This is a genomic window from Micromonospora sp. NPDC047762, assembly GCF_043204655.1.
In the GTDB taxonomy this organism is placed as follows: domain Bacteria; phylum Actinomycetota; class Actinomycetes; order Mycobacteriales; family Micromonosporaceae; genus Micromonospora.
Window position 1 is genome coordinate 39,420 of record NZ_JBIDCQ010000014.1, and the last position, 20,146, is coordinate 59,565.

Sequence of the window (20,146 nt, forward strand, 5' to 3'; positions counted from 1 at the left end):
CCACGACACCCCGCCGCGGAGGGCAATAACTTCATGATCGCCGTGGCCAGCCCGGGGGCGCGGTCAGTCGTGCAGGAGGACTCCGGTCAGGAGGACGCCGTGGGCCAGGTTGAGGATGCCGTCGCAGCCGGGGTAGCCGACCCTCGCCAGGCCGCCGGAGGCTCGGCGGCCGAACAGGTACGGGGCCAGGGAGTACGGGACATCCGCCGTCACCGTCTCACCGGTCTCGATCTGGACGAAGTCCATCGACACCCGGTCGGTCGGCAGGTACTCCTGGAGGATGGCACCGCCCTGCTCGACGGCGGCCCGCACACCGTCGGCCCAGTCCGCAGCGCTCAGCTCCGGGCCGAGCAGGACACCGTGCCCGGCCGAACCGTCGGCCGGCTTCGCCACCAGCGTGGCCTGCTCGGCGATGGCCCGGTCGAGCACCGCGGCGGTCAACGGCACCGTGTACGGCACGTGTCGGCGAATCAGTGCCTGGTCGTCGGCGGGCAGCCCGTCCACGTCCTCCCACAGCCAACCGAACGTGGTCTTGTTGCCGAGCAGCCAGGCCGCCGCCGACACGAACATCGGTAGGGTGCCGGCGGCGAGGGCCACTGCCACCGCGTCCAGACCGGCGGTCGGCGTGACCCGGTTGGGCACGAACAGCCGGAACAGCGCGTCGACAGGTGCGCCGTCGACGACCAGGCGGTTGTCGGCGTCCAGTGTGGCGGTGGCCACCGGGGCGATGACCAGGTCGATGCCGAAGTCCCGGGCCCGTACGGCGAGGGGGTCGAGAATCCGGATGAACGTCTGCGGGTCGTCGAGGCCCGGGTAGTCGCCGTCGAAGTCCATCAACAGCGCCACCCGGGCGCCCTCGGGCAGCCGCAGCTCCTCGCGGATCGCCACGAACCGCTGGTCCAGCAGCGACGGCGCGGCCCGCACCGGCAGGTCGTCGAGGATGCCGTGCTCCCGGTAGACGCCCTCGTACCGCTGGATGACGGTGTCGGCGTCGAACCCGCCACCGAGGCTGCTGTCGATGTTGTACTCGACGAACTTCGGCACGCCGGCGGAGAAGATGACGTCCGGACGGTACGCGGCCAGCAGCGCCTCGGTCAGCGGCTCGGCCTCGTCCAGCAGCCGGGTCTCCCCCGCCGGGACGCCGAGCAGCCGGCGCAGCTCACCGGCGGTGTCGGCCCGCCGGCGGCAGGCGTCGAGGATGAGCTGGGCCAGCCGGTCGCAGACCTCGTTGAGCTGCCGCCAGGCGGCGGCGCTGAGCACCGGGGGCCGGGCCAACCGCCACTGCTTGTTGTACGTCGCCCGACCGTGGAAGACCTGCTCCCAGGCCGCCGCCCCGCTTGCCACCATGGCTCGACGGGCCGGCTCCGGCAGGTCGTTCCAGGCCCGGTCGGCCGCCGGCCACGGGTAGTTCGGATCAGTCATGAGCCGTCCTTCATCGTGAGGTGGATCGCGGTGGCGAGCTGGTCGCGGCCGGGCTGGACGGCCCGGTCCAGTGCCGGGGCGAACGGCAGCACCGCCCCGTCCGGGCGGGTGACCCGGCGCGGCGGGGCGAGCAGCCGGACCCGCTCCACCACCGAGGTGATGATCTCGGCGGCCATGCCGCAGGAACGGTTGCCGTCGTCGAGCACCACGAGGCGTCCGGTGCGGGCCACCGACTCGGTGAGACCGTCGATGTCGAACGGGTACAGGGTGCGCGGGTCGAACACCTCCACCGAGACCTGGTCGGCCAGCTCCTCGGCGACGGCCAGCGCGTCGTGCACCAGGTGCCCGATCGCGACCACTGTCACGTCGTCGCCGAAACGGTGGATCCGACCCCGGCCCAGCGGCACCGGCGTCAGGTCGTCGACGTCGTCACGCACGTCCATCGCGCCGGCCGGGGCGAACACCACCACCGGGTCGTCGTGGCGGATCGCGGTCACCAGCAGCCCGTACGCGTCGGCCGGGGTGGCCGGCACGACGGTGACCACGCCGACGTGGGCGAAGAGGCTGTACGGGTGGTCGGAGTGCTGCCCGGCCCACCCGGTACGCGAGCCGGACCCGGGCACCAGGTAGGTGACGGGGACGCGGCACTGCCCGCCGGTCATCAACGGGAACTTGTGCGCGTGGTTGACGATCTGTTCGAAGACCAGGAACAGCAGCGACGGGATCTGGAACTCGATCACCGGGCGCAGCCCGGCCAGCGCCGCACCGGTGGCGAAGCTGGTGAACGCCTGCTCCGACAGGGGGGTGTCGCGGACCCGTTCGGTGCCGAACCGCTTGGCCAGCCCGGTGGTCACCAGCGACGCCCCGACCTGGACGTCCTCGCCGAGCAGGAACACCGCCTCGTCGCGGGCCAACTCGTCGCCGAGGGCCCTCGTCAGCGCCCGGCGGTACGACAGTCGGGGCACCTCAGCCACCTCCGGTGCGGGCGGTCAGGCCGCTGGCGTACAGGTAGGTCAACGCGTCGGCCGGGTCGGGTTGCGGGCTGTTCAGGGCGAACCGCACCGCCGCGTCGAGGGTCGCCTCGACCTCGGCGTCCACGGCGGCGCGGTCGGTGTCGGTGAGGCGTTCACCCTGGATGCGCACCGGGTCCCGGGCCCGACCACGGGTCACCTCGTCGGGGGGCCGGTAGTCGAGGCGTACCGCGTGTTCGAAGGTGTGGTGCACGTCGAAGCGGTAGGTCCGGGCCTCGATCAGCTCGGGGCCGCCGCCGGCGCGCATCCGGTCGACGGCGGCGCACGCGGCGACGCGTACCGTCTCGGGGTCCTGGCCGTCGACCTGGACGGCCGGGATGTCGAACGCGGCGGCCCGGCCGGCGATGCTGCCGGCCACCGCGCCGGCCACCGGCATGGTGGTCGCGTAACCGTTGTTCTCGCAGACGAACAGCACCGGCACCCGCCAGAGCGCGGCCAGGTTCAACGCCTCCAGCAGCATCCCCTCGTTGACCGCGCCGTCGCCGAAGAAGCTCACCCCGACGGTGTCGCGGCCCCGGCGGCGGTGGGCCCAGACCGCACCCGTGATGATCGCCCCCGAGGCGCCGACGATCGCGTTGGCCCCGAGCACGCCGATGCTCAGGTCGGCGGCGTGCATCGAACCGCCCCGGCCGGCGTTGAGGCCGGTGACCCGGCCGCACAGCTCGGCGAGCATCCGGGCCGGGTCGGCCCCGCGGGCCAGGACGTGCCCGTGCCCGCGGTGGGTGCCGGCGAGCACGTCGTCGGCGCCCAGCGCGGCGCAGACGCCGGCGGCGATCCCCTCCTGACCGAGGTACGGGTGGATGCCGCCGACGATCTGCCCGCCGTGGACCATCTCCACCGCCCGTTCCTCGAACCGGCGGATCAGCCGGACCGTGCGGTAGAGCCGGACCGGGTCGGCGTCGGTCACACGGGCCCCTTGATGGCGGCCAGGATGTCGTCCCAGAGCCTTGCCCGGGCGGCGAGAGCGGTGTTGACGGTGTCGGCGCACTCCTGCCACTTGGTGTCGTCGTCGCCGCACAGGTCGGCGAGCATCTGCATGGCCATCGGGGTGTGCTGTTCGCCGTCGACCTCGATGTGCCGCTCCAGGTAGTCGACGAAGGTGTGCAGCCGGTTGCTGACCTCGTTGACCGAGACGACCTGGGTGAACATGTCCGGGATCAGGTCCTCCCGGCCGAACGCGAACGCCGCCGCCTGGCAGTGCACCGGGGTGGACTCGATGATCTGCCAGGTGGTCGCGGCGAACCTCGCCGACGCGGCCGGCACCCCGGCCTCGGCGAGCGCCTCGGTGACCGGTCGGCCGGCGCGCAGCAGGTCGATGAGCGCGTTCACCGCCGTGGTGTCCGCGCCGGCCTCGGCCATGCCCCGCACGTACAGCTCGAAGTGGCTGATGTAGCCGCCGCCCAGCTCGTCGCTCTCCTCGACCATGACGATGTCGTTGATGAGGCGGCGGCTGCCGGTCGGGCCGGTCGGGATCCACGGCACCGTGACACAGGTCAGTTGCCGTTGCAGCGACTTCAGCAGGGACATGAAGTCCCACACCGCGAAGACGTGGTGCTGCATGAAGGTGACCAGCGCGTCGTGGGTGTCGAGGTTGGCGTAGAGCGGGTGCTTGACCACGGCGTCGCGCCGGTCGGTCACCGCCCGCTCCAACCGCTCGATGCCCGGGTGCGTCTTACCCCAGTCGTAGCGTGACATGTCAGCCTCCCTGCTGGGCGCGGTGGCGCCAGATGACCGGGCAGTAGTCGGGGTCCGCGTAGTCCGGCCGCCCGTCGTGGGTGCGGCGGACCAGCACGTCGTGGTTGTACGAGGCGAGGGTGCCGTCGGAGAGCGGATACTCCCGCCAGGCGTTGTCGCCGTCCTGCAGGTGCAGCGAGATCGCCTGTCGGGGGCGACCGCTGACGTTGGGGCCACTGCCGTGGTAGGTGCGGCAGTGGTGGAAACTCACGTGTCCCTTGGGGATCACCATCGGGATCTTGCGGATCTCCGCGCCGTTGTACGCGGCGTTCTCGGCCAGCATCTCCTCCAGCTGGCTGCGGTCCCGGTCGGCGAAGTGCCGCACCACCGTGTCGTCCGCGCCGATCTCCTTCCACCGGTGCGAACCGTCGACCATCGTGATGGTGCCCATCTCCTCCCCGCAGTCGTGGAAGGGGATGAACGCGGTCAGCATCTTCTCCGACGACGAGGACGCCCAGTAGTGCTTGTCGAAGTGCCAGGGCACGATGTTGCTCGGCTCGCCGGAGATCGGCGGCTTGTAGATCAGCGTGGACTGGAAGACCCGGATCTCGTCGGCTCGGGCGAGCCGGGCGGCGACCGCGCCGAGCAGCGGTTTGCGCAGAATCGCGCCGAGCCCGTCGTGCTCGTGGTGGACGTAGTCGTTGTGCCGCTGCACCGGCCCCTTGGATGGCTCCCAGTAGGCCAGCTTCGGTGGGCGTACCGGCAGCCGCCGGTCCCGCTCCCCGTCGTAGTAGCGCTGCGTGGCGGCGGCGAGGGCGTCCACCTCGTCGTCGGTGAACACCTTCTTCGACAGGTACCAGCCGTGCTCGGCGTAGTGCCGCACGTCGTCGTCGGACGGCAGCAGCGCCTGCTCCTCGGCGGTCAACGTCGGCTCGTACTCCGTCGCGGTCATGCCCCCACCCCCTGTGGTGTGGCCACCGCGGTGGCCAGTTCCCGCTCCTTGGCCTCGTAGAGGGCCTTGATGTTGCCGCTGCCGAAGCCGCGCGCGCCGCGTCGCTCGATCAACTCCAGGAAGAGCGTGCGACGCACGTGCATCGACTCGGCGAAGATCTGCAGCAGCTGGCCGTCGTGGTCGGAGTCGACGAGCACACCCAGCTCGCGCAGCCGGTGCAGTGGGGCGTCGACCCGACCGACCCGCGCCTCCAGGGCGTCGTAGTAGCTGGCGGGGGTGCCGGCGAAGCGCACCCCGCGCCGGCCCAGCGCCTCGACCGCGCCGACGATGTCGTCGGTGCGCAGCCCCAGGTGCTGCACTCCCCCACCGGCGTGCTGGTCGAGGAACGCGTCGATCTGCCCGGGTCGCCGGTTGCGGTCCGGTTCGAGCAGCACCACAGTGACCCGCCCGGACGGGCTCTGCACCACCTTGGAGTTCATGCCCTGTCCGTCGACCTCGATGTGCTCCTCGAAGATCTGCGCGAAGTCGAACAGCGCCTCGAAGTGCCGGACCGTCTCGTCGAGCTGACCGGGCGGCACGCAGACCGCCAGGTGGTCGATCTCGGCGAGCACCGGCGGGTGGCCGTCCGTCGTGGACGCCGCCGCGGTGATGGCGCCGGGCAGGAACTCGCTCCCCTCGCCCCGGCGCTGCACCAGCCGGTGCCGCACGTCGGCGAAGCCGTCCACCTCGGCGGTCACCACTTCGGCGTCCGCGCCGGTGCGGGTGGTCGGCGGCGTCACCCCGGTCGCGCCCCGACCCACCAGCTCGGCGTACGCGGCCGGCACGTCGTCGACCTCGACGGCGACGACCCCGATGCCGTCACCGTGGCGTTGCACGTACCGCGACGCCGGATGCTCGGCGCTCAGCCCGGAGGTGAGCAGCAACCGGATGTCGCCGTGGCAGAGCAGCAGTGAGCGCTGCCCCGCCAGCCCGGTCTCCGGACCACCCTGGCCACAGATCTCGAAGCCGACGGCGGTGCTGAAGTAGAAGGCCGCCTGTCGGGCGTCCCCCACGTAGAGTTCGATGTGGTCGATACCACGGATGTCCATGTCGCCTCAAACCCTTCCCACCCGATTCCCCCTGTGTTGCCGTCCGGGTACACCCCGCCCGGGATGCCGCCTCGATCACCCCCTCGGCTCGGCGACGCGCGCCAGCAGCAGGCTCACGTTCTGGCCGCCGAACCCGAACGAGTTGGTGATGGCGTACTCCAGGTCTGTCTTGCGGGCCGTGCCACGGATGTGGTCCGCCGGGCAGGCCGGATCCGGATCGTCGAGGTGGTACGTCGGCGGCAGCAGGCCCCGACCGAGCGCCAACGCGGTGGCCGCCGCCTCCAACGCCCCGGAGGCACCGAGCAGGTGACCGGTGAGCGCCTTGGTGGAGCTGACCGGCACACCGCCGACGCCGAAGACGTCGGCCAGCGCCGTGGTCTCCGCGATGTCACCGAGCTTCGTGCCGGTGCCGTGCGCGTTGACGTATCCGACCGCCGCCGCCGGCACACCGGCGCTGCGCAGCGCCCGGCGGATGCACGCCGCCGCGCCGCCGCCGTCCGGGCGGGGGGCGGTCGGGTGGTACGCGTCAGTCGTCGCGCCGTGACCGGCCACCTCCGCGTACCCGGCGACGCCGCGGGCCGCGGCGTGCTCGGCGCGTTCGAGCACCAGCAGCGCGGCACCCTCGGACAGGACGAACCCACTGCGGGAGGTGTCGAACGGCCGACTCGCCCGGCCCGGGTCGGTGCCGGCGCGCGCCAACGCCCGCGCGTTGCCGAAGGTGTCGGCGAAGGTCGGGAAGAGCGGTGCCTCGCTGGCCCCGCAGAGCACCACGTCGACCTCGCCGGTCGCGATGAGCCGCACCCCGTCGGCGACCGCCTGGGCGCCGGAGGCGCAGGCCGTGCCGACCGACGAGCTGTAGCCGCGGATGCCGTGCGCGATGGCGATCCGCGCCGCCGGCATGTTCGGCAGGATCCCGGTGAGCAGGTACGGGCTGACCGCCGCCCGACCCCGGGCCGCCCGGGCCAGCACCTGCGACTCCAGGGTGGCCATCCCGCCGACCCCACCGACGATCACACCGATCCGGTCGGGGTCGACGTCGCGGCCCACCTCGATGCCGGCGTCGGTGAGAGCGTCGGCGGCGGCGAGCAGGGCGAGGACGACGATCCGGTCCAGCACCCGGGTCTCCGGCCCGGACGCGACGGTACGTGGGTCGATGTCGGGCAGCAGGCCGGCGACGTCCAGCGACGCGCTCGCCGGGTGCCCCTCCGGCGGGCGGGTCAGCCCGGACCGGCCGGTGGTCAGCGCGTCGAAGGTTTCCTCGACGCCCCGACCGACCGGTGTGAACAGACCCATCCCCGTGATCAACGCGGTCATGAGCGTGCCTCGGTGAGGTAGCGCTCGCGCAGGACCACCTTGCGGACCTTGCCGGTCACGGTGACCGGGATGTCGGCGGAGCGCACCGGCACGACCCGGCGCAGTGTGGCGCCGACGTCCGGGCCGAGGGCGGCGCGGACCCGCTCGGTGCGGTCCTCGGCCTCGTCGGCGCCGGCGGCCAACTCCAGCAGCACGTCGGTGACGACCGCTCCGGCCTCGGCGACGATCACCACGGTGCAGTCGGTGACGTCCGGGCAGGACGCGAGGATGCGCTCCTCGGACAGCGCGGTGAAGAACCGCCGACCGTCACCGGCGTCGACCGAGTCCACCGCCCGGTCCAGGTGGTAGTAGCGGCCGTCGCTGTCGGCGCGCACCAGGTCACCGGTGAGGTACCAGCCGCGCTGGCGGAAGCGGTAGGTGGTGACCGAGTCGTTCCAGTAGCCCCGGAACAGCGACGGTGAGTCGATGCCCAGGAAACCCACCTCGCCGACCGGCACCGGCTCACCGTCGGCGCCGAGCACCGCCACCTTCGCGAACCGGTACGGGCGGCCGATGCAGCGGCCGTACCGGTCGGTGTCGGCGCGGTGGGTGATGTGGAACATCGAGTGCCCCATCTCGCTGGAGCCCAACCCGTCGATGAAGACCGAGCCGGGCACCTTCGCCACCCCGTCGCGGGTGATGGTGTCGCGCCAACCGACCGCGACCAGCCGGCGGATGTGCGGCTCGTGCGAGGCGTCGCCGGTGTTGAACCACAGCCGCACCGAGTCCAGGTCGTACCCGGACAGGTCGAAGCGGGCCAACTCCGCCCAGGTGACCGAGAAACCGAACACTCCGTCGGGGCGCCAGCGTTGGATGGCGTCCAGCACCTGCTCGCCGCCCTGCTCGGAGAGCAGGAACATCTGCGCGCGGTTGCCCAGCGCCTGGTTGACCATCAGCACCGTCGCGGTGTGCGGTGCGGGCAGCGCGTTGAGGATCCGGGTGGTGCCCTGCGCCTGCGGCATGGTGAGCAGGTGTCGGGTGGCCGCGAAGAGGCTGGCGTGCGAGTGCAGCACCGCCTTGGGCACCCCGGTCGTCCCGGAGGTGTGGGTGATCACGATCGGGTCGTCCGGGTGGTGCCGGTAGTGCGCCGGGGCCGCGGCCGAGTCACCCGTGCCGGCCTGCGCGGGAGTGCCGAGCAGGGGTACGCCGAGGTCGTGCCCGGCCAGCAGCGCGGTGTGCGCGTCGTCGGCCAGCACGCCGACGCCCCGCAGGCGGCGGATGTACTCGGCGGCTATCTCCGGGCGGAGTTTGCCGTTCATCAGCGCCGGGATCGCCCCGAGCCGGGCCAGCGCCAGGAAGCTGAGCACCATGTCGGCGGCGGCGGTGGCCCAGACGGCGACCGGGTCGCGGGGGCGTACTCCTTGTTCGTGCAGCCAGGCGGCGCGGGCGGTGACCCGCTCGTCGAGCAGCCCCAGCGTCAGCGGCGTCTCGGCGGGGTGCCCGTCGACGGCGGTGTCGAAGGTGAGGCCGGGCCCGTCCGGGTCGGCGCCGTGCGCCAGCACCCGGGCCAGAACGTTGCCCGCGCCCAGTTCGGTGTCGGCGGCCAGTGCGCCGCGCAGTCCCCGTGTCCTCATGGTCGTGCTCCTCCCCCCAGCAGCACCGCGACCGCCTCGGTCGGCCCGTCGGGTGCCTGTTCGATCAGGATCAGCAACACCTCGTCGGCGTCGCCGTCGTCGCGCAGCAGGTCGGCCTCGGCGACACCGTCGGTGTACGGGTCGCCGGTCGGGCTGAGGCAGACCACCGGTCCTCGCAGGTTCCAGCGGGCCGCGAGGTGCCCGGCGACGCTGTTGGGCACGGACTGGAAGAAGAACAGCGGGCCGATCCGCCCGCCGGCCTCGACGGTGGCCCGTACGTGCTGGGCGCTGGCGAGATCACCGCTGGCGCTGACCAGCACGATTCCCGTCCGCACCCCGGCGGGCACTCCCGCCGACCCGTACCCCCGCCGCAGACACCGTTCCGCGACGGCCACCACCACCGGCGCGAAGTCCGAGTGCACAAACCCCGGCACCCCCGCCACGGTGCCCCCGACGTCCCCGCCCTCGGGCCAGAGAGCCCGAGCTCTCTCCCCCGGCGATCGTGCGGTTCCGGTCGTCGATTCGGGCGCCTGCTCAGATTCGTCGGGGCAGAACGTGCGCGGCGGGGAGTGGGGGGCGGTCATCCGACGCCGACCAGGAGAGCGGTGTTGGCGCCACCGAAGGCGGCGTTGAGGGTCAGGGCGTGGGTGGCTTCCGTCCTTTGCGGACGGTCTCTGACGATGTTCAGAGGGCAGGATTCGTCGGGGCCCAGCCATCCGGCGTTGACCGGCAGGTCGCCGTGGCGCAGCGCGAGCGCGGTGACCACCAGTTCGAGCAGCCCGGACGCCTCCAGCGCGTGCCCGTGCACCGACTTCGTCGAGCTGACCGGGACCCGGGCGGCATGACCGCCGAGAGCCCGACGCAGGGCGGCGGCCTCGGCGGCGTCGCTCTGCGCGGTACCGGTGGCGTTGGCGTTGACGTAGCCGACGGACTGCGGTGGCAGCCCGGCCCGGCGCAGCGCGCCGTCGACCGCGCGGGCCAGCCCGGTGCCGCCGGGCTCCGGCTGGCAGGGATGGAACGCGTCGCCGGCCCGCCCCCAACCGACCACTGTGGCCACCGGCTCGACACCGCGTCGCCGGACGGCGCGCGACTCCAGCACCACGGCGGCCACGCCGTCACCCAGCAGCAACCCTCGACGGCCGGCGCTGAACGGGCGGACCGCCCCGTCGACAGCGAGGGCGCGACCGGCGTCGAAGAGCGCGTACTGGTCCGACTCCACCAGGTAGCCGGCAGCGACCACGACCCGCTCGACATCATCCCGGGTGATCCGGGCGGCGGCGTCGGCCACCGCCGTGCTGGCCGACACGCAGGCGCTGGTGTAGACCCGGATGTGATCGGACAGCCCACATCGTGCGGCGAGCTGACCGGCGAGCGCGGCCGGCGTCGGGCCCACGGCCGGGCCGCCGTGCACGGCGAGGAGCAGGGTGCACCCGGCGCGCTGCGCGCGGTTCAGACCGGCCGCGCGGCAGGCCGCGTCGATCGCGGTGGCCAACTCGTCGGGGAGGGTAGCGACCTCGGGCAGGGTGGCCGCCACTGTGACCCGGCGGGCGGCGGTGTCGAACCGGTCCACCGGTCCGAACGCCGGCACGCCGGCCAACACCCCGGCGAGCTGCGCATCGGCGCCCCGTCCCAGGGCGCTGACCGCGTACACACCGGTGAGCTGGGCGACGCGCGCCTCAACCATCTGCGGAGGCGGTCAGCGACGCCCGGAACACCACCAGGGCGTCGTCGACTGTGCGGATGCCGGCCAGTTCGTCGTCGGTGAGGTCGAGCCGGCGTTCGTAGCGCTGCTCGACGAGGTGCACCAGCCAGGCAAGCTCCATCGAGCCGATCCGGTCGGACACGTCGGCAGCCGGTTTCGCGGTGAGTTCGGCGAGCATGGTCATCAGGTCAGCTCGCCCCAGATCGGGCTGACCGCCCATCAGCTCTTGTCGCTCGTCGCCTCGGTGACGCGATCGGCGACCATTGTGGTGAACTCGCCGACCGTCATCAGGGCGAGCTGCTCCGACTCGTCGTCGGCGAACGTCAGGCCGTACCGGTCCTCGACCCGGACGGACAGGTCGGCCAGGGCGAGTGACTCCAGGTCGACGCCGGAAGGGCCGAGCGTGGTGTCGTCGTCGAGCCCCTCGACGTCGTAGTTCATGTCAGCGAGCTGCTCGACGACGAAGGCGCGGACCTCGGCTCTCATGGATACCCTTTCTGCGTGGCTCAGCTGACGGTGTCCGGTCGGGACACCGCCTACGTGTGGGTCGGCCGGGACACCGGCGGTCAGCCGGATCCGGCCGCTGTGCTGCTGCGGCGGGCGGGTGCTCTGCTGCTCGGTCGCCCGGACGCCGAGCTGGTGCTGACGCACGACCGCGACGGACGGCCGGTCGTCCGGGTAGACGAGGTGACCGGGTCGGTCGAGCTGGCGGTCAGCGTCAGCCGCACCGCCGGGCTGGTGGTGGTCGCCGCCCGTCGGGCCGGCGCGGTCGGGGTGGACGTGGAGCGGATCCGCCCGCTGCCGGCGCTCGCGCTGGCCCGCCGCTGGTTCCCGCCCGCCGAGCTGGCCTGGTTGGGCGATCGGCCCGAGGCCAGCCGGACGGTGGACTTCCTGCGGCTGTGGACCGCCAAGGAGGCGGTCGGCAAGGCGCTCGGGCAGGGATTGCGCGGCGGCGGGCTGCGTCGGCTGATGCCGCCGCCGGGGCTCCCGTTGCGGCCGGTGCCCGGCACCGGGCCGCTGCGGGTCGGCCACCCGCCGCTGGGCGGGGGCCTCGTCCTGGCGGTCGCCGCACACGCGGGCGAGCAGGTCGACGTCGAGGTGGTGCAGCGGCCCGGTCACGGGGCGACCGCCGAGCGCAGCGCGTCGGTCGAGCGGACCAGCTTGCCGGTGGTGGTACGGGGCAACTGATCGAGCAGGTGCAACGCTCTGGGCCGTTTGTAGCCGGCCAACCGCTCGGCGAGGAGCTTGTCCAGCGTCTCCTCCGACAACGGGCCGTCCGGTTGGACGTACGCGGTGATGCCGTCGTCCCAGACCACCACGGCGGCGGCGACGCCGGTCAGCTCGGCGACGGTGGCCTCCACCTCGGTCAGGTCGACCTTCATCCCGCCGACGGAGACCTGCGAGTCGAGTCGACCGCGCACCGTGACCAGGCCGGTGTCGTCGTCGACGGTCCCGGCGTCGCGGGTGTGCAGCCAGCCGTCGGACCAGCGGGTCGGGTCGCTCAGCCCGACGTACGGCGACGCCGGGCAGGACACCCACAGCTCACCGCCGGACTCGCGGACCTCGATCCCGGGCGCGGGGGCGATCGACGGTCGGTGCGACCCGTGCAGGTCGGTGCCGATCACCCCGACCTCGGTCATCCCGTACATGTTGCCCAGGGGTACGCCGTACCGGTCGGTGAACGCCCGGGCGACGGCGGCCGGGACCAGCTCACCCCCGGTGGTCATCCGCCGCAGCTGTGGCAGTGGACCGGTCGGGCGGGTGGAGGCGAGCAGTCCGATGTGGAACGGCACGCCGAGCACTGTGGCCGGCGTGGGGCCGGCGCCGATCGCGGCCAGCACGGCGTCGCCGCTGAGCCGCTCCGGCGGCACCAGCTCGACCCCGGCGTGCAGCCCGTAGAGCAGGCCACCGACCAGGCCGAGCACGTGCACCATCGAGGGCAGCAGGATGATCCGCTCGCCGGGCAGCGCCACCCCGTCGATCCGGGTGTAGCGGTGCACCTCGGCGACCAGGTCGGCGGCGGTGCGGCCGATCACCTTGGACGGGCCGGTGGAGCCGGAGCTGAGCTGGATCACGGCGTGGCCGCTGACCGCCGGGCGGTCGGCGTACCGGGTCACGCCCTCGGTGACGTCGACGAAGATCTTCAGGGCGCCGCCACCGGTCCGCACCGGAGCGACCACCACCTGCGGGGTCAACCGGGTCAGCGCCCGGTCCACCTCGTGGTCGGTGAGCCGGTGGTCCAGCAGGATCGCCTGCCCCCCGGCGCGCCAGGTGGCGAGCAGGTTCACCACGTACGCCAGCGACGGCGGCAACCGCAGCGCCACGGCGCCACCGGGGCGCAGTCCGGCGGTGGTCAGCCGCTCCTGCGCGGCGGTGACCAGCCGGTGCAGGGTCGCCCGGTCGACGGGCTCGGGCAGACGAAGACAAACGTCGGTCGGGTGGCCGGCGAAGAGGACTTCGTCCACCCAGCCGGGGTCTGTCGCCGTAGGATCTTCTGCCGTCACTGCCGTTCACCGCCCAGCATGAAAGAGGGCGAATCCGCCCATCACGTACGCTTGTCGGGGTGCTGCGGGGAACCATACGACTCCCACGTGGCCATTGCTAGATGCGAATGGATGGATCAAAAGCAGCGGCCAGCCGGATTGCCGACAGCCCGTTCGGCGGGCAGGATCGGGCGGGTGATTCGGCAGAACGTCACCGAGGCATGACCCCTCGTACAACCGTCGCGCGTCCTCAGCCGGACGGCCGATGGCGGCGAGGTCGCCGGCCGAGCGAGACGGCTCTCGGGCGCCAAGGCCTGTTTCACAAGGGCGGTCGAGCCGAGGCGGTGCCCTGGCGACGGCCGGCCAGTTCTTATCAAACGGGCCTTAGCTCGGTTTGATGCTGGCGAGTTGGACGAGCAGCTGAACCAGGCGGTACGCCTCGGCGACGTCGGCGGCGTGGAAGGCGACCGTCCGGCCACCACCGACGCGGGTAACACCCGGCACCAGAACTGCGAGGTCGACCATGTACGGCCCGTACAGGTCGACCTCGACGTCAACCGGCCCGGCCATCTTCGCCGGCGGTATCGAGGCGAGCCGGGCAACCGCGTCGGCGGCGGCATGGCGCAGCCGCTCCCGTGCCTCCTGCGGATGCAGGGCCACCGCGGCGGCCTGACCCAGGGTCTGCTTGACGGCGACGGTGACCGCCGAGGGCACCACCGCGCTGAACTCGGCGCAGGCGGTGTCGTCCCCGCTGAGCAGGACGACGGGCGCATCGAGGTGCCCTGCCATGGCGACGTTGAGGCCGATCTCGCCCAGCGACCGCCCGGCCACCCGTACGTCGAGGATGGCGTCGCTCATCGTGTGGGCCAGCACGGCGGGCCCGGCACCCGCCCGAGCGTGATAGCCGATGAGCAGGACGGCATCGGTGTGCTCGTCCAGCCCGGCGAGCATGCCCAGCGGCCGGGGTTTGCCCCGCACCAGGTGAGCACGCTGGTCGAGGTCCTCGGGCAGGATGTTCCGGAACGTCCCGTGCGCGTCGGCGACCCACACGACCGCCTCGGGTTCGGCATCGAGGACCCCGGCGATCACCGCGTTCGCCTCGGCCGTCATCAACGCCCGGCCGCGCTCGTAGTCGTACCGATCCGGATTCGTCTCGGTGGGATGAACGATCCCCGAGATGCCCTCCATGTCCACCGAGATCAGTACCTTCACAACTGCAAGACCCTACGCGCCGCAACCCGTCCCCACCGCGCCGATCTTGCGGTTTCGGTCGTCGAGACGCGTGACATGCCCCCTATGTCGCGACACCAAGTGCAAGATCGCGGGAAGAGGGCGCCGGGGGCGCGGGGAGCTTCAGGCCAGGGCTGGGGTTTGGGCGTGGATGTGGAAGCGCAGCGAACGGGCGTCGGTGAAGCACTCCCGCATCGGGCGTACGAGGTCCCGGTGCTCGGGGCTGCGTTCCCACTCCTCGAAGTCGGCCAGGCTCGCCCACTCGCTGGTGATCAGCCACTGCTCCGGGTCGGTCGACGACCGGCACACCTGGTCGACCAGGTGCCCCGGCACACCGCCGGCGACCAGGTGTCGCACCTGTTCGTACGCGGCGAGGAACGCCTCGGTGCGCGGCACCGGCACCCGTACCAGAAAGACCACCCGGGCCCGTTTGTCGCTCATGACGCCTCTTCTCTCATCGGCGCGGCCCCGCGCAGGACCAGCGCACTGTTGAACCCGTCGAAACCCCGCGCGCAGATCAGGGCGAGTCGGCTGCGCGGTCGGCGGTGCTCGCGCAGGAAGTCCAGCTCGCAGCCCTCGGCCACCTCGTCCGGTCCCGCCGACGCGGGCAACGTGTCGTGGGCGAAGGCGAGCAGCGCGGTGGCCACGTCCAACGCCGAGCCGCCCTGGTACGCCCGACCGGTCAGCGGTTTCTGCGTGGTCACCGGGGGCGGCCGGTCGGCGAACACTGCCCGCAGCGCCTCGGCCTCGCTGCGGTCGTAGCGGGGCACGCCGAGAGCGTCGGGCAGCACCACGTCGATTCCGGCGGCGGCGACGCCCGCCCGGTCCAGAGCCAGCCGCATCGCCCGCGCGTACTGGGCCGGGTCGCCGCTGCTCTGCGCCGTGGTGTGCGCGGCGTCGTGGGTGGAGCCCCACCCGCTCACCTCGCCGTAGACCCGGGCGCCCCGGGCCAGGGCGTGCCCCAGCTCCTCCACCACGAACACCGCTCCTCCCTCGGCCGGCAGGTAGCCGCTGGCGGTGGCGTCGAACGGCCGGTACGCGCGCTCCGGGTCGGCGACGTCACTGAGCAGCCCCGAGCGCAGCTGACAGGCGAGCGCGTACGGGCTCAACGGGCACTCGGTGGCCCCGGCGATCACGACCGGGGTGCCCCGGCGCACCGCGCGGGCGGCGTGGGCCAGGCTGTCCAGGCCGCCGGCCGACTCCGCGACCAGCACCCCGCTCGGGCCCTTGAACTGGTGGTGGATGGAGAGCTGCCCGACGCTGGCGGCGTAGAACCAGGCGATCGACTGGTACGCCCCGACCGTCCGCGAGGTGCCACCCCACAGCCGTTGCAGTTCCCGCTGACCGAACAGGTTGCCCCCGGACGAGCTGGCCAGGGTCACCGCGTAGCCGTACGGGTCGGGGGCCCGGTCGGGCAGGCCGGCGTCGGCCAGCGCCAGCCGGGTGGCGGCGAAGCCGAGGTGCGTCCACCTGTCGGTCTGCACCAACTGTCGACTGTCGGCGTAGGAGTCGGCGGTGAAGCCGGGCACCTCCCCGCCGAAGCGGGTCGGATAGCCGGCCGGGTCGAACAACGTGATCGGCCCGGTCCGGCGGGTGCCGGCAAGGACCGTACGCCAGTGCGCGTCCGCGCCGATGCCGCTCGGTGCGACCACCCCGATGCCGGTCACCACCGCCCGGGCCGTCGCGCCGCCACTGTGCGAAGCGGCGCTCACGCCAGCACTCCGCTTCGCTCCGCGCCGGCGTGAGACGCCGCGCTGCTGTGCCTGATGGTTCGCTCGCTACGCTCGCTCACGCCGCCACCGCGCCGAGCATCCGACGGAAGACCATCGCCGACTGGAAACCGCCGAAACCGCTGCCCACCGAGAGGGCCACGTCCACCGGCACCTCCCGTGCCTCATTGGGTACGTAGTCCAGGTCGCACTCCGGGTCCCGGGTGCTCCAGTTCGCCGTCGGCGGCACCACACCGAACTCGATGGCGAGGGCGCACGCGGCCATCTCGATCGACCCGATCGCGCCGAGCGAGTGCCCGACCATCGACTTGATCGAGCTGATCGGGATCCGGTACGCGGCCTGGCCCAGCGCCCGCTTGAACGCGGCCGTCTCGTGTCGGTCGTTCTGCCGGGTGCCCGAGCCGTGGGCGCTGATGTAGGAGACCTGCTCGGGCAGGATCCGGCCCTGCCGGAGCGCGTCGGTGACGGCGAGGCCCATCTCCAGCCCGTCCGGTCGCAGCCCGGTCATGTGGAAGCCGTTGCTGCGGCTGGCGTAGCCGGCCACCTCGCAGTAGATGTGCGCTCCCCGACGCCGGGCGTGGCCGGCCTCCTCCAGCACCAGCACCGCCCCGCCCTCGGCCAGCACGAACCCGTGCCGATCGGCGTCGAACGGGCGGGAGGCGTGTGCCGGGTCGTCGTTGTCCGGGCTGGTCGCCTTGATCGCGTCGAACGAGGCGACAGTGACCGGCGAGATCGGCGAGTCGGACGCGCCGGCCAGCATCACGTCCGCCTCACCGTCCACGATCATCTGGTGGGCGTACCCGATGGCGTCGATGCCGGAGGTGCAGCCGGTGGACACGACCTGCGCCGGGCCGTGCAGCCCGTGCCGGCAGGCCACGTCCGCGGCGAGGCTGCTGGGCACCAGCGCCTGATAGAGGTACGGGCCGCCGCGCGTGCCGTCCACCAACCACCGTCGGCCGTGCTCGCTCACTGTGACGTACTCCTGTTCCAACGCCATCGTGCCGCCCACCGCCGTGCCCAGCACCACCCCGGCCCGGTCCCGTTGCGCGTCGGTGAGCTCCAACTGGGCGTCGGCCACCGCCTCGGCGGAGCAGGCCAGCGCGAACTGCACGTACCGGTCGGCCCGGCGTCGCTCGGCCTCGCTCAGACCCGCCGCGACCGGGTCGAAGTCGCACTCCGCCGCGATCTGCGACCGGAACGCCGACGGGTCGAAGAAACTGATCCGCCGGGTGGCGGTGCGCCCCTCGGTGATGGTCTTCCAGAAGCGGTCCCGGCTGGCGCCGCCCGGGGCCACCACCCCGATCCCGGTCACCACCGTGCGGCGCCCGGTCATGGTGCCTCCACCAGTTCGGTGTCGACGTGACCCAGTTCGGGCCGGGGGGCGAGCGGGCCCAGGTGGAAGACCACCTCGGCCGGTTCGACGCCGGTGTTGCGCAGCCGGTGCCGCACGTTCACCGGTACGAACAGCCCTTCACCGGCGGCCAGCAGCGTCGGCTGATCGTCAAGGTCGACGGTGATCGCGCCCCGCACCAGGTACAGGAACTCCTCGCTGTACGGGTGGTAGTGCTCGGCGATCCGCTCCCCCGGCTCGAGTGTGGCCACACCGAGGAAACCTGAGGTGCTGCCGACGGTGCGGGGGCCGAGCAGCACCCGCAGCTCACCGCCGCGACGGCGGTCGGCGGGTACGTCCCGGGCGGCGATCGGGCGGGTGCTCAGGTCACTCATCGTCGGCTCCCGTCGGTGCGTCGCTGGCGGTCGGCGTGCCCTGGTCGGCGCGCTGCCAGGCGATCCGCTCCACCCGGTCCTTGATCACCGCGAGTTGGATCACGCTGTTGGTGTTGATCCGCTCGGTCATCGCGGCGTTGTCGACCGGCGCGGTCGGCTTCATCGCGAAGTCCTGCGTCCAGGTCATCCGGGTGCCACCGGCCTCCTCGGTGTAGCGCCAGTGGATGCGCATGTACTCGAACGGCCCGGTCTCCACCCGGTGCGCCCGGACCTGCCTGCTCACCGGGTCGTCGGTGCGCTCGCTGACCCAGCTCCAGGACACCCCGTTCTCGTCGGGGTACATGGTGAGGCGGAACCGCACCGTGTGCGCCTCGCGGTGCAGGATCTCCACCACGGCGTACTCGGTGAACAGCTCGGTCCAGTTCGCCACGTCGTTGGTGACCTCCCAGACCAGCCCCAGCGGCGCGTCGATGACCACGCTGTTCTCGGTGTGCCCGGGCGGGTCGGCGCGGCGGGCGACCAGGTCGGCCACCGCCGGGATGCTCAGCTGTCCGGCCTGCTCGGGGATGGCCACCTGCCAGCGGTCGGCGACGACCGCCGACAGTTCCAGCAGGGCGAGCGAGTCCATGCCCAGCTCCTCCAGCGACGCGGCGGGCGCGCGGGCCGCGGCGTCGGCGTCCAGCCCGCAGTGCGCCACCAGGATGTCGGTGATCTCGGCGGTCATCGGGCGACCATGGGTGACGGTCATCGGGTCCTCCTGTGGGTTGCGTCGGGATCTGCGGCGGGCGCGGTGCGCGGTGCGGGGGTGGCCGTCGGCCCGGGAGCGGGCGCGGAGAGCAGACGGTCGACCAGGCCGGTGGTGTAGCGGCCCTTGCGGAATGCGGCGTCGTCGAGCACCCGCCGGACGAACGGGATGGTGGTGTGCACGCCCGGACCGGCCACATCGAACTCGTCCAGGGCACGTTCCAGCCGGTTGAGGGCCAGCTCCCGGTCGGGTGCCCAGACGATCACCTTGGCGAGCAGCGAGTCGTACCAGGGACCGACCAGGTAACCGGCGCTGGCGTGGGTGTCCACCCGGGTGAACGGGCCACCGGGTGGGGTGAACCGCTCCAACCGGCCGGGGGTGGGGGCGAAGCCGCGCTCGGGGTCCTCGGTGTTGACCCGACACTCCACCGCAACGCCGTGCAGGCGGATCTCCTTCTGCCGCCACCGCAGCGGTACGCCGGCGGCGATGTGGAGTTGCTCGTGCACCAGGTCGATCCCGGTGACCATCTCGGTGACGGGATGCTCCACCTGGATCCGGCAGTTGATCTCCAGGAAGTGGAACTTCTCCTCGGCGTCGACAAGGAACTCCAGCGTGCCGGCGCCAACGAAACCGACCTCGAGGGCACCCCGCAGGGCGGTCTCGGCGATGGTGTCGAGAACGGCGGCGGGCAGCGCCGGCGCGGGCGCCTCCTCGACCAGTTTCTGGTGCCGGCGCTGCACCGAGCAGTCCCGGGTGCCCAGGTGCACCCCGTTGCCGTGGGCGTCGCAGAGCACCTGCACCTCGACGTGCCGCGCCTCGGTGAGGTAACGCTCGACGTACACCCGGTCGTCGCCGAAGGCTGCCTGCGCGGCGGCCCGGGTCCGGGTGTACGCCCGGCGCAGCTCGCCCGGGGTGCGCACCACTGTCATCCCCCGGCCCCCGCCCCCGGCGGCGGCTTTCACGATCACCGGGTAGCCGACGGTGTCGGCCACCTCGGCCGCCGCGGCGGCGGTCGGTACCGGCGCGACACTGCCCGGCGACAGCGGCAGGCCGGCGCGGCTCATCAGTGCGCGGGCCGAGGACTTGTCGGCCAGCGCGGCCATCACCGCCGGTGGCGGGCCGATGAACGTCAGCCCGTTGTCGGCGCAGATCTCGGCGAAGTCGGCGTCCTCGGAGAGGAAGCCGTAGCCGGGGTGCACGGCCTGCGCCCCCACCTGCCGTGCCGCCTCCACGATGGCGGCCGCGTTGAGGTAGCTGCGCCGACTCGACGCCGGTCCGATCCGGACGGCCTGGTCGGCGAGGCGTACCGCCGCCGAGTCGGCGTCGGCGGCGGAGTAGACCACCGCCGTCCGGACGCCGAGCTCCTTGCAGGCGCGCAGCACCCGCAGCGCGATCTCGCCCCGGTTGGCGATCAGCACGGTCTCGAACATTGTCAAC

The 20,146-nt window shown here is 72.7% G+C and carries 21 protein-coding genes; 1 reads left to right on the plus strand and 20 read right to left on the minus strand.

Annotation, left to right across the window (positions count from 1 at the left end):
- Positions 1–63: 63 nt before the first annotated feature.
- The 12 genes from ACGF3C_RS31520 to ACGF3C_RS31575 form a co-directional block, all read right to left on the minus strand.
- Complete coding sequence (locus tag ACGF3C_RS31520) at positions 64–1,422, minus strand: hypothetical protein (protein ID WP_357233211.1); 1,359 nt, start codon at positions 1,420–1,422, stop codon at positions 64–66.
- A complete protein-coding gene (locus ACGF3C_RS31525; protein ID WP_357197494.1) occupies positions 1,419–2,387 on the minus strand; it encodes a transketolase C-terminal domain-containing protein in 969 nt (322 codons plus the stop codon). The genes ACGF3C_RS31520 and ACGF3C_RS31525 overlap by 4 nt, the downstream gene beginning before the upstream one ends.
- 1 nt (position 2,388) lies before the next feature.
- Entirely contained in the window at positions 2,389–3,360 is a 972-nt protein-coding gene (locus ACGF3C_RS31530) for a thiamine pyrophosphate-dependent dehydrogenase E1 component subunit alpha (protein WP_357197497.1), read from the minus strand.
- Complete coding sequence (locus ACGF3C_RS31535) at positions 3,357–4,148, minus strand: DUF3050 domain-containing protein (RefSeq protein WP_355008003.1); 792 nt, start codon at positions 4,146–4,148, stop codon at positions 3,357–3,359. Before ACGF3C_RS31535 ends, ACGF3C_RS31530 begins: the two co-directional genes overlap by 4 nt.
- A 1-nt stretch (position 4,149) precedes the next feature.
- Entirely contained in the window at positions 4,150–5,079 is a 930-nt protein-coding gene (locus ACGF3C_RS31540) for a phytanoyl-CoA dioxygenase family protein (RefSeq protein ID WP_357235173.1), read from the minus strand.
- On the minus strand, positions 5,076–6,167 hold the full coding sequence (gene hppD / locus ACGF3C_RS31545; protein WP_393227360.1) for a 4-hydroxyphenylpyruvate dioxygenase: 1,092 nt from the start codon (positions 6,165–6,167) through the stop codon (positions 5,076–5,078). The genes ACGF3C_RS31540 and hppD overlap by 4 nt, the downstream gene beginning before the upstream one ends.
- Before the next feature lie 75 nt (positions 6,168–6,242).
- Positions 6,243–7,481: a beta-ketoacyl-[acyl-carrier-protein] synthase family protein gene (locus ACGF3C_RS31550; protein ID WP_393227362.1), complete on the minus strand. Its 1,239-nt coding sequence runs from the start codon at positions 7,479–7,481 to the stop codon at positions 6,243–6,245.
- Complete coding sequence (locus tag ACGF3C_RS31555; protein ID WP_393227364.1) at positions 7,478–9,094, minus strand: class I adenylate-forming enzyme family protein; 1,617 nt, start codon at positions 9,092–9,094, stop codon at positions 7,478–7,480. The genes ACGF3C_RS31550 and ACGF3C_RS31555 overlap by 4 nt, the downstream gene beginning before the upstream one ends.
- On the minus strand, positions 9,091–9,537 hold the full coding sequence (locus ACGF3C_RS31560; RefSeq protein ID WP_357230265.1) for a beta-ketoacyl synthase chain length factor: 447 nt from the start codon (positions 9,535–9,537) through the stop codon (positions 9,091–9,093). Before ACGF3C_RS31560 ends, ACGF3C_RS31555 begins: the two co-directional genes overlap by 4 nt.
- A 137-nt stretch (positions 9,538–9,674) precedes the next feature.
- Entirely contained in the window at positions 9,675–10,778 is a 1,104-nt protein-coding gene (locus tag ACGF3C_RS31565) for a beta-ketoacyl synthase N-terminal-like domain-containing protein (protein ID WP_393227365.1), read from the minus strand.
- On the minus strand, positions 10,771–11,016 hold the full coding sequence (locus ACGF3C_RS31570) for an acyl carrier protein (RefSeq protein ID WP_357230269.1): 246 nt from the start codon (positions 11,014–11,016) through the stop codon (positions 10,771–10,773). Before ACGF3C_RS31570 ends, ACGF3C_RS31565 begins: the two co-directional genes overlap by 8 nt.
- Positions 11,016–11,282, minus strand: a complete 267-nt coding sequence (locus ACGF3C_RS31575; protein WP_355007995.1) for an acyl carrier protein — start codon at positions 11,280–11,282, stop codon at positions 11,016–11,018. The genes ACGF3C_RS31570 and ACGF3C_RS31575 overlap by 1 nt, the downstream gene beginning before the upstream one ends.
- 15 nt (positions 11,283–11,297) lie before the next feature.
- Here ACGF3C_RS31575 and ACGF3C_RS31580 point away from each other — a divergent pair, with 15 nt between their 5' ends.
- Entirely contained in the window at positions 11,298–11,984 is a 687-nt protein-coding gene (locus tag ACGF3C_RS31580; RefSeq protein ID WP_393227367.1) for a 4'-phosphopantetheinyl transferase family protein, read from the plus strand.
- On the opposite strand, the gene ACGF3C_RS31585 is transcribed toward ACGF3C_RS31580, so the two are convergent.
- The 8 genes from ACGF3C_RS31585 to ACGF3C_RS31620 form a co-directional block, all read right to left on the minus strand.
- Positions 11,912–13,261, minus strand: coding sequence for a class I adenylate-forming enzyme family protein (locus ACGF3C_RS31585; RefSeq protein WP_393227369.1), 1,350 nt, complete (start codon positions 13,259–13,261; stop codon positions 11,912–11,914). The two genes, ACGF3C_RS31580 and ACGF3C_RS31585, sit on opposite strands and share 73 nt — an antisense overlap.
- A gap of 402 nt (positions 13,262–13,663) precedes the next feature.
- Positions 13,664–14,491 (minus strand): M55 family metallopeptidase, encoded by an 828-nt coding sequence (locus ACGF3C_RS31590; RefSeq protein ID WP_393227371.1) that lies wholly within the window; start codon positions 14,489–14,491, stop codon positions 13,664–13,666.
- A 141-nt stretch (positions 14,492–14,632) separates the two neighbouring features.
- Positions 14,633–14,950 carry an antibiotic biosynthesis monooxygenase family protein gene (locus ACGF3C_RS31595; RefSeq protein WP_357197532.1) on the minus strand — a complete coding sequence of 106 codons (318 nt, stop codon included), beginning with the start codon at positions 14,948–14,950 and terminating at the stop codon, positions 14,633–14,635.
- Positions 14,947–16,221 carry a beta-ketoacyl synthase N-terminal-like domain-containing protein gene (locus tag ACGF3C_RS31600; RefSeq protein ID WP_357230277.1) on the minus strand — a complete coding sequence of 425 codons (1,275 nt, stop codon included), beginning with the start codon at positions 16,219–16,221 and terminating at the stop codon, positions 14,947–14,949. The genes ACGF3C_RS31595 and ACGF3C_RS31600 overlap by 4 nt, the downstream gene beginning before the upstream one ends.
- Before the next feature lie 76 nt (positions 16,222–16,297).
- On the minus strand, positions 16,298–17,572 hold the full coding sequence (locus tag ACGF3C_RS31605) for a beta-ketoacyl-[acyl-carrier-protein] synthase family protein (RefSeq protein ID WP_357197538.1): 1,275 nt from the start codon (positions 17,570–17,572) through the stop codon (positions 16,298–16,300).
- Positions 17,569–17,964: a cupin domain-containing protein gene (locus ACGF3C_RS31610; protein ID WP_355007988.1), complete on the minus strand. Its 396-nt coding sequence runs from the start codon at positions 17,962–17,964 to the stop codon at positions 17,569–17,571. Before ACGF3C_RS31610 ends, ACGF3C_RS31605 begins: the two co-directional genes overlap by 4 nt.
- Positions 17,957–18,712 (minus strand): SRPBCC family protein, encoded by a 756-nt coding sequence (locus ACGF3C_RS31615; protein WP_393227374.1) that lies wholly within the window; start codon positions 18,710–18,712, stop codon positions 17,957–17,959. The genes ACGF3C_RS31610 and ACGF3C_RS31615 overlap by 8 nt, the downstream gene beginning before the upstream one ends.
- Positions 18,709–20,139 (minus strand): acetyl/propionyl/methylcrotonyl-CoA carboxylase subunit alpha, encoded by a 1,431-nt coding sequence (locus ACGF3C_RS31620; RefSeq protein WP_393227376.1) that lies wholly within the window; start codon positions 20,137–20,139, stop codon positions 18,709–18,711. The genes ACGF3C_RS31615 and ACGF3C_RS31620 overlap by 4 nt, the downstream gene beginning before the upstream one ends.
- Between the last annotated feature and the right edge of the window lie 7 nt (positions 20,140–20,146).

Coding starts and splice junctions, on each gene's coding strand:
- ACGF3C_RS31520 (WP_357233211.1), bottom strand. CDS start 1,422: ATGACTGATCCGAACTACCCGTGGCCGGCGGCCGACCGGGCCTGGAAC.
- ACGF3C_RS31535 (WP_355008003.1), bottom strand. CDS start 4,148: ATGTCACGCTACGACTGGGGTAAGACGCACCCGGGCATCGAGCGGTTG.
- ACGF3C_RS31540 (WP_357235173.1), bottom strand. CDS start 5,079: ATGACCGCGACGGAGTACGAGCCGACGTTGACCGCCGAGGAGCAGGCG.
- hppD (WP_393227360.1), bottom strand. CDS start 6,167: ATGGACATCCGTGGTATCGACCACATCGAACTCTACGTGGGGGACGCC.
- ACGF3C_RS31550 (WP_393227362.1), bottom strand. CDS start 7,481: ATGACCGCGTTGATCACGGGGATGGGTCTGTTCACACCGGTCGGTCGG.
- ACGF3C_RS31555 (WP_393227364.1), bottom strand. CDS start 9,094: ATGAGGACACGGGGACTGCGCGGCGCACTGGCCGCCGACACCGAACTG.
- ACGF3C_RS31565 (WP_393227365.1), bottom strand. CDS start 10,778: ATGGTTGAGGCGCGCGTCGCCCAGCTCACCGGTGTGTACGCGGTCAGC.
- ACGF3C_RS31570 (WP_357230269.1), bottom strand. CDS start 11,016: ATGGGCGGTCAGCCCGATCTGGGGCGAGCTGACCTGATGACCATGCTC.
- ACGF3C_RS31575 (WP_355007995.1), bottom strand. CDS start 11,282: ATGAGAGCCGAGGTCCGCGCCTTCGTCGTCGAGCAGCTCGCTGACATG.
- ACGF3C_RS31595 (WP_357197532.1), bottom strand. CDS start 14,950: ATGAGCGACAAACGGGCCCGGGTGGTCTTTCTGGTACGGGTGCCGGTG.
- ACGF3C_RS31605 (WP_357197538.1), bottom strand. CDS start 17,572: ATGACCGGGCGCCGCACGGTGGTGACCGGGATCGGGGTGGTGGCCCCG.
- ACGF3C_RS31610 (WP_355007988.1), bottom strand. CDS start 17,964: ATGAGTGACCTGAGCACCCGCCCGATCGCCGCCCGGGACGTACCCGCC.
- ACGF3C_RS31615 (WP_393227374.1), bottom strand. CDS start 18,712: ATGACCGTCACCCATGGTCGCCCGATGACCGCCGAGATCACCGACATC.
- ACGF3C_RS31620 (WP_393227376.1), bottom strand. CDS start 20,139: ATGTTCGAGACCGTGCTGATCGCCAACCGGGGCGAGATCGCGCTGCGG.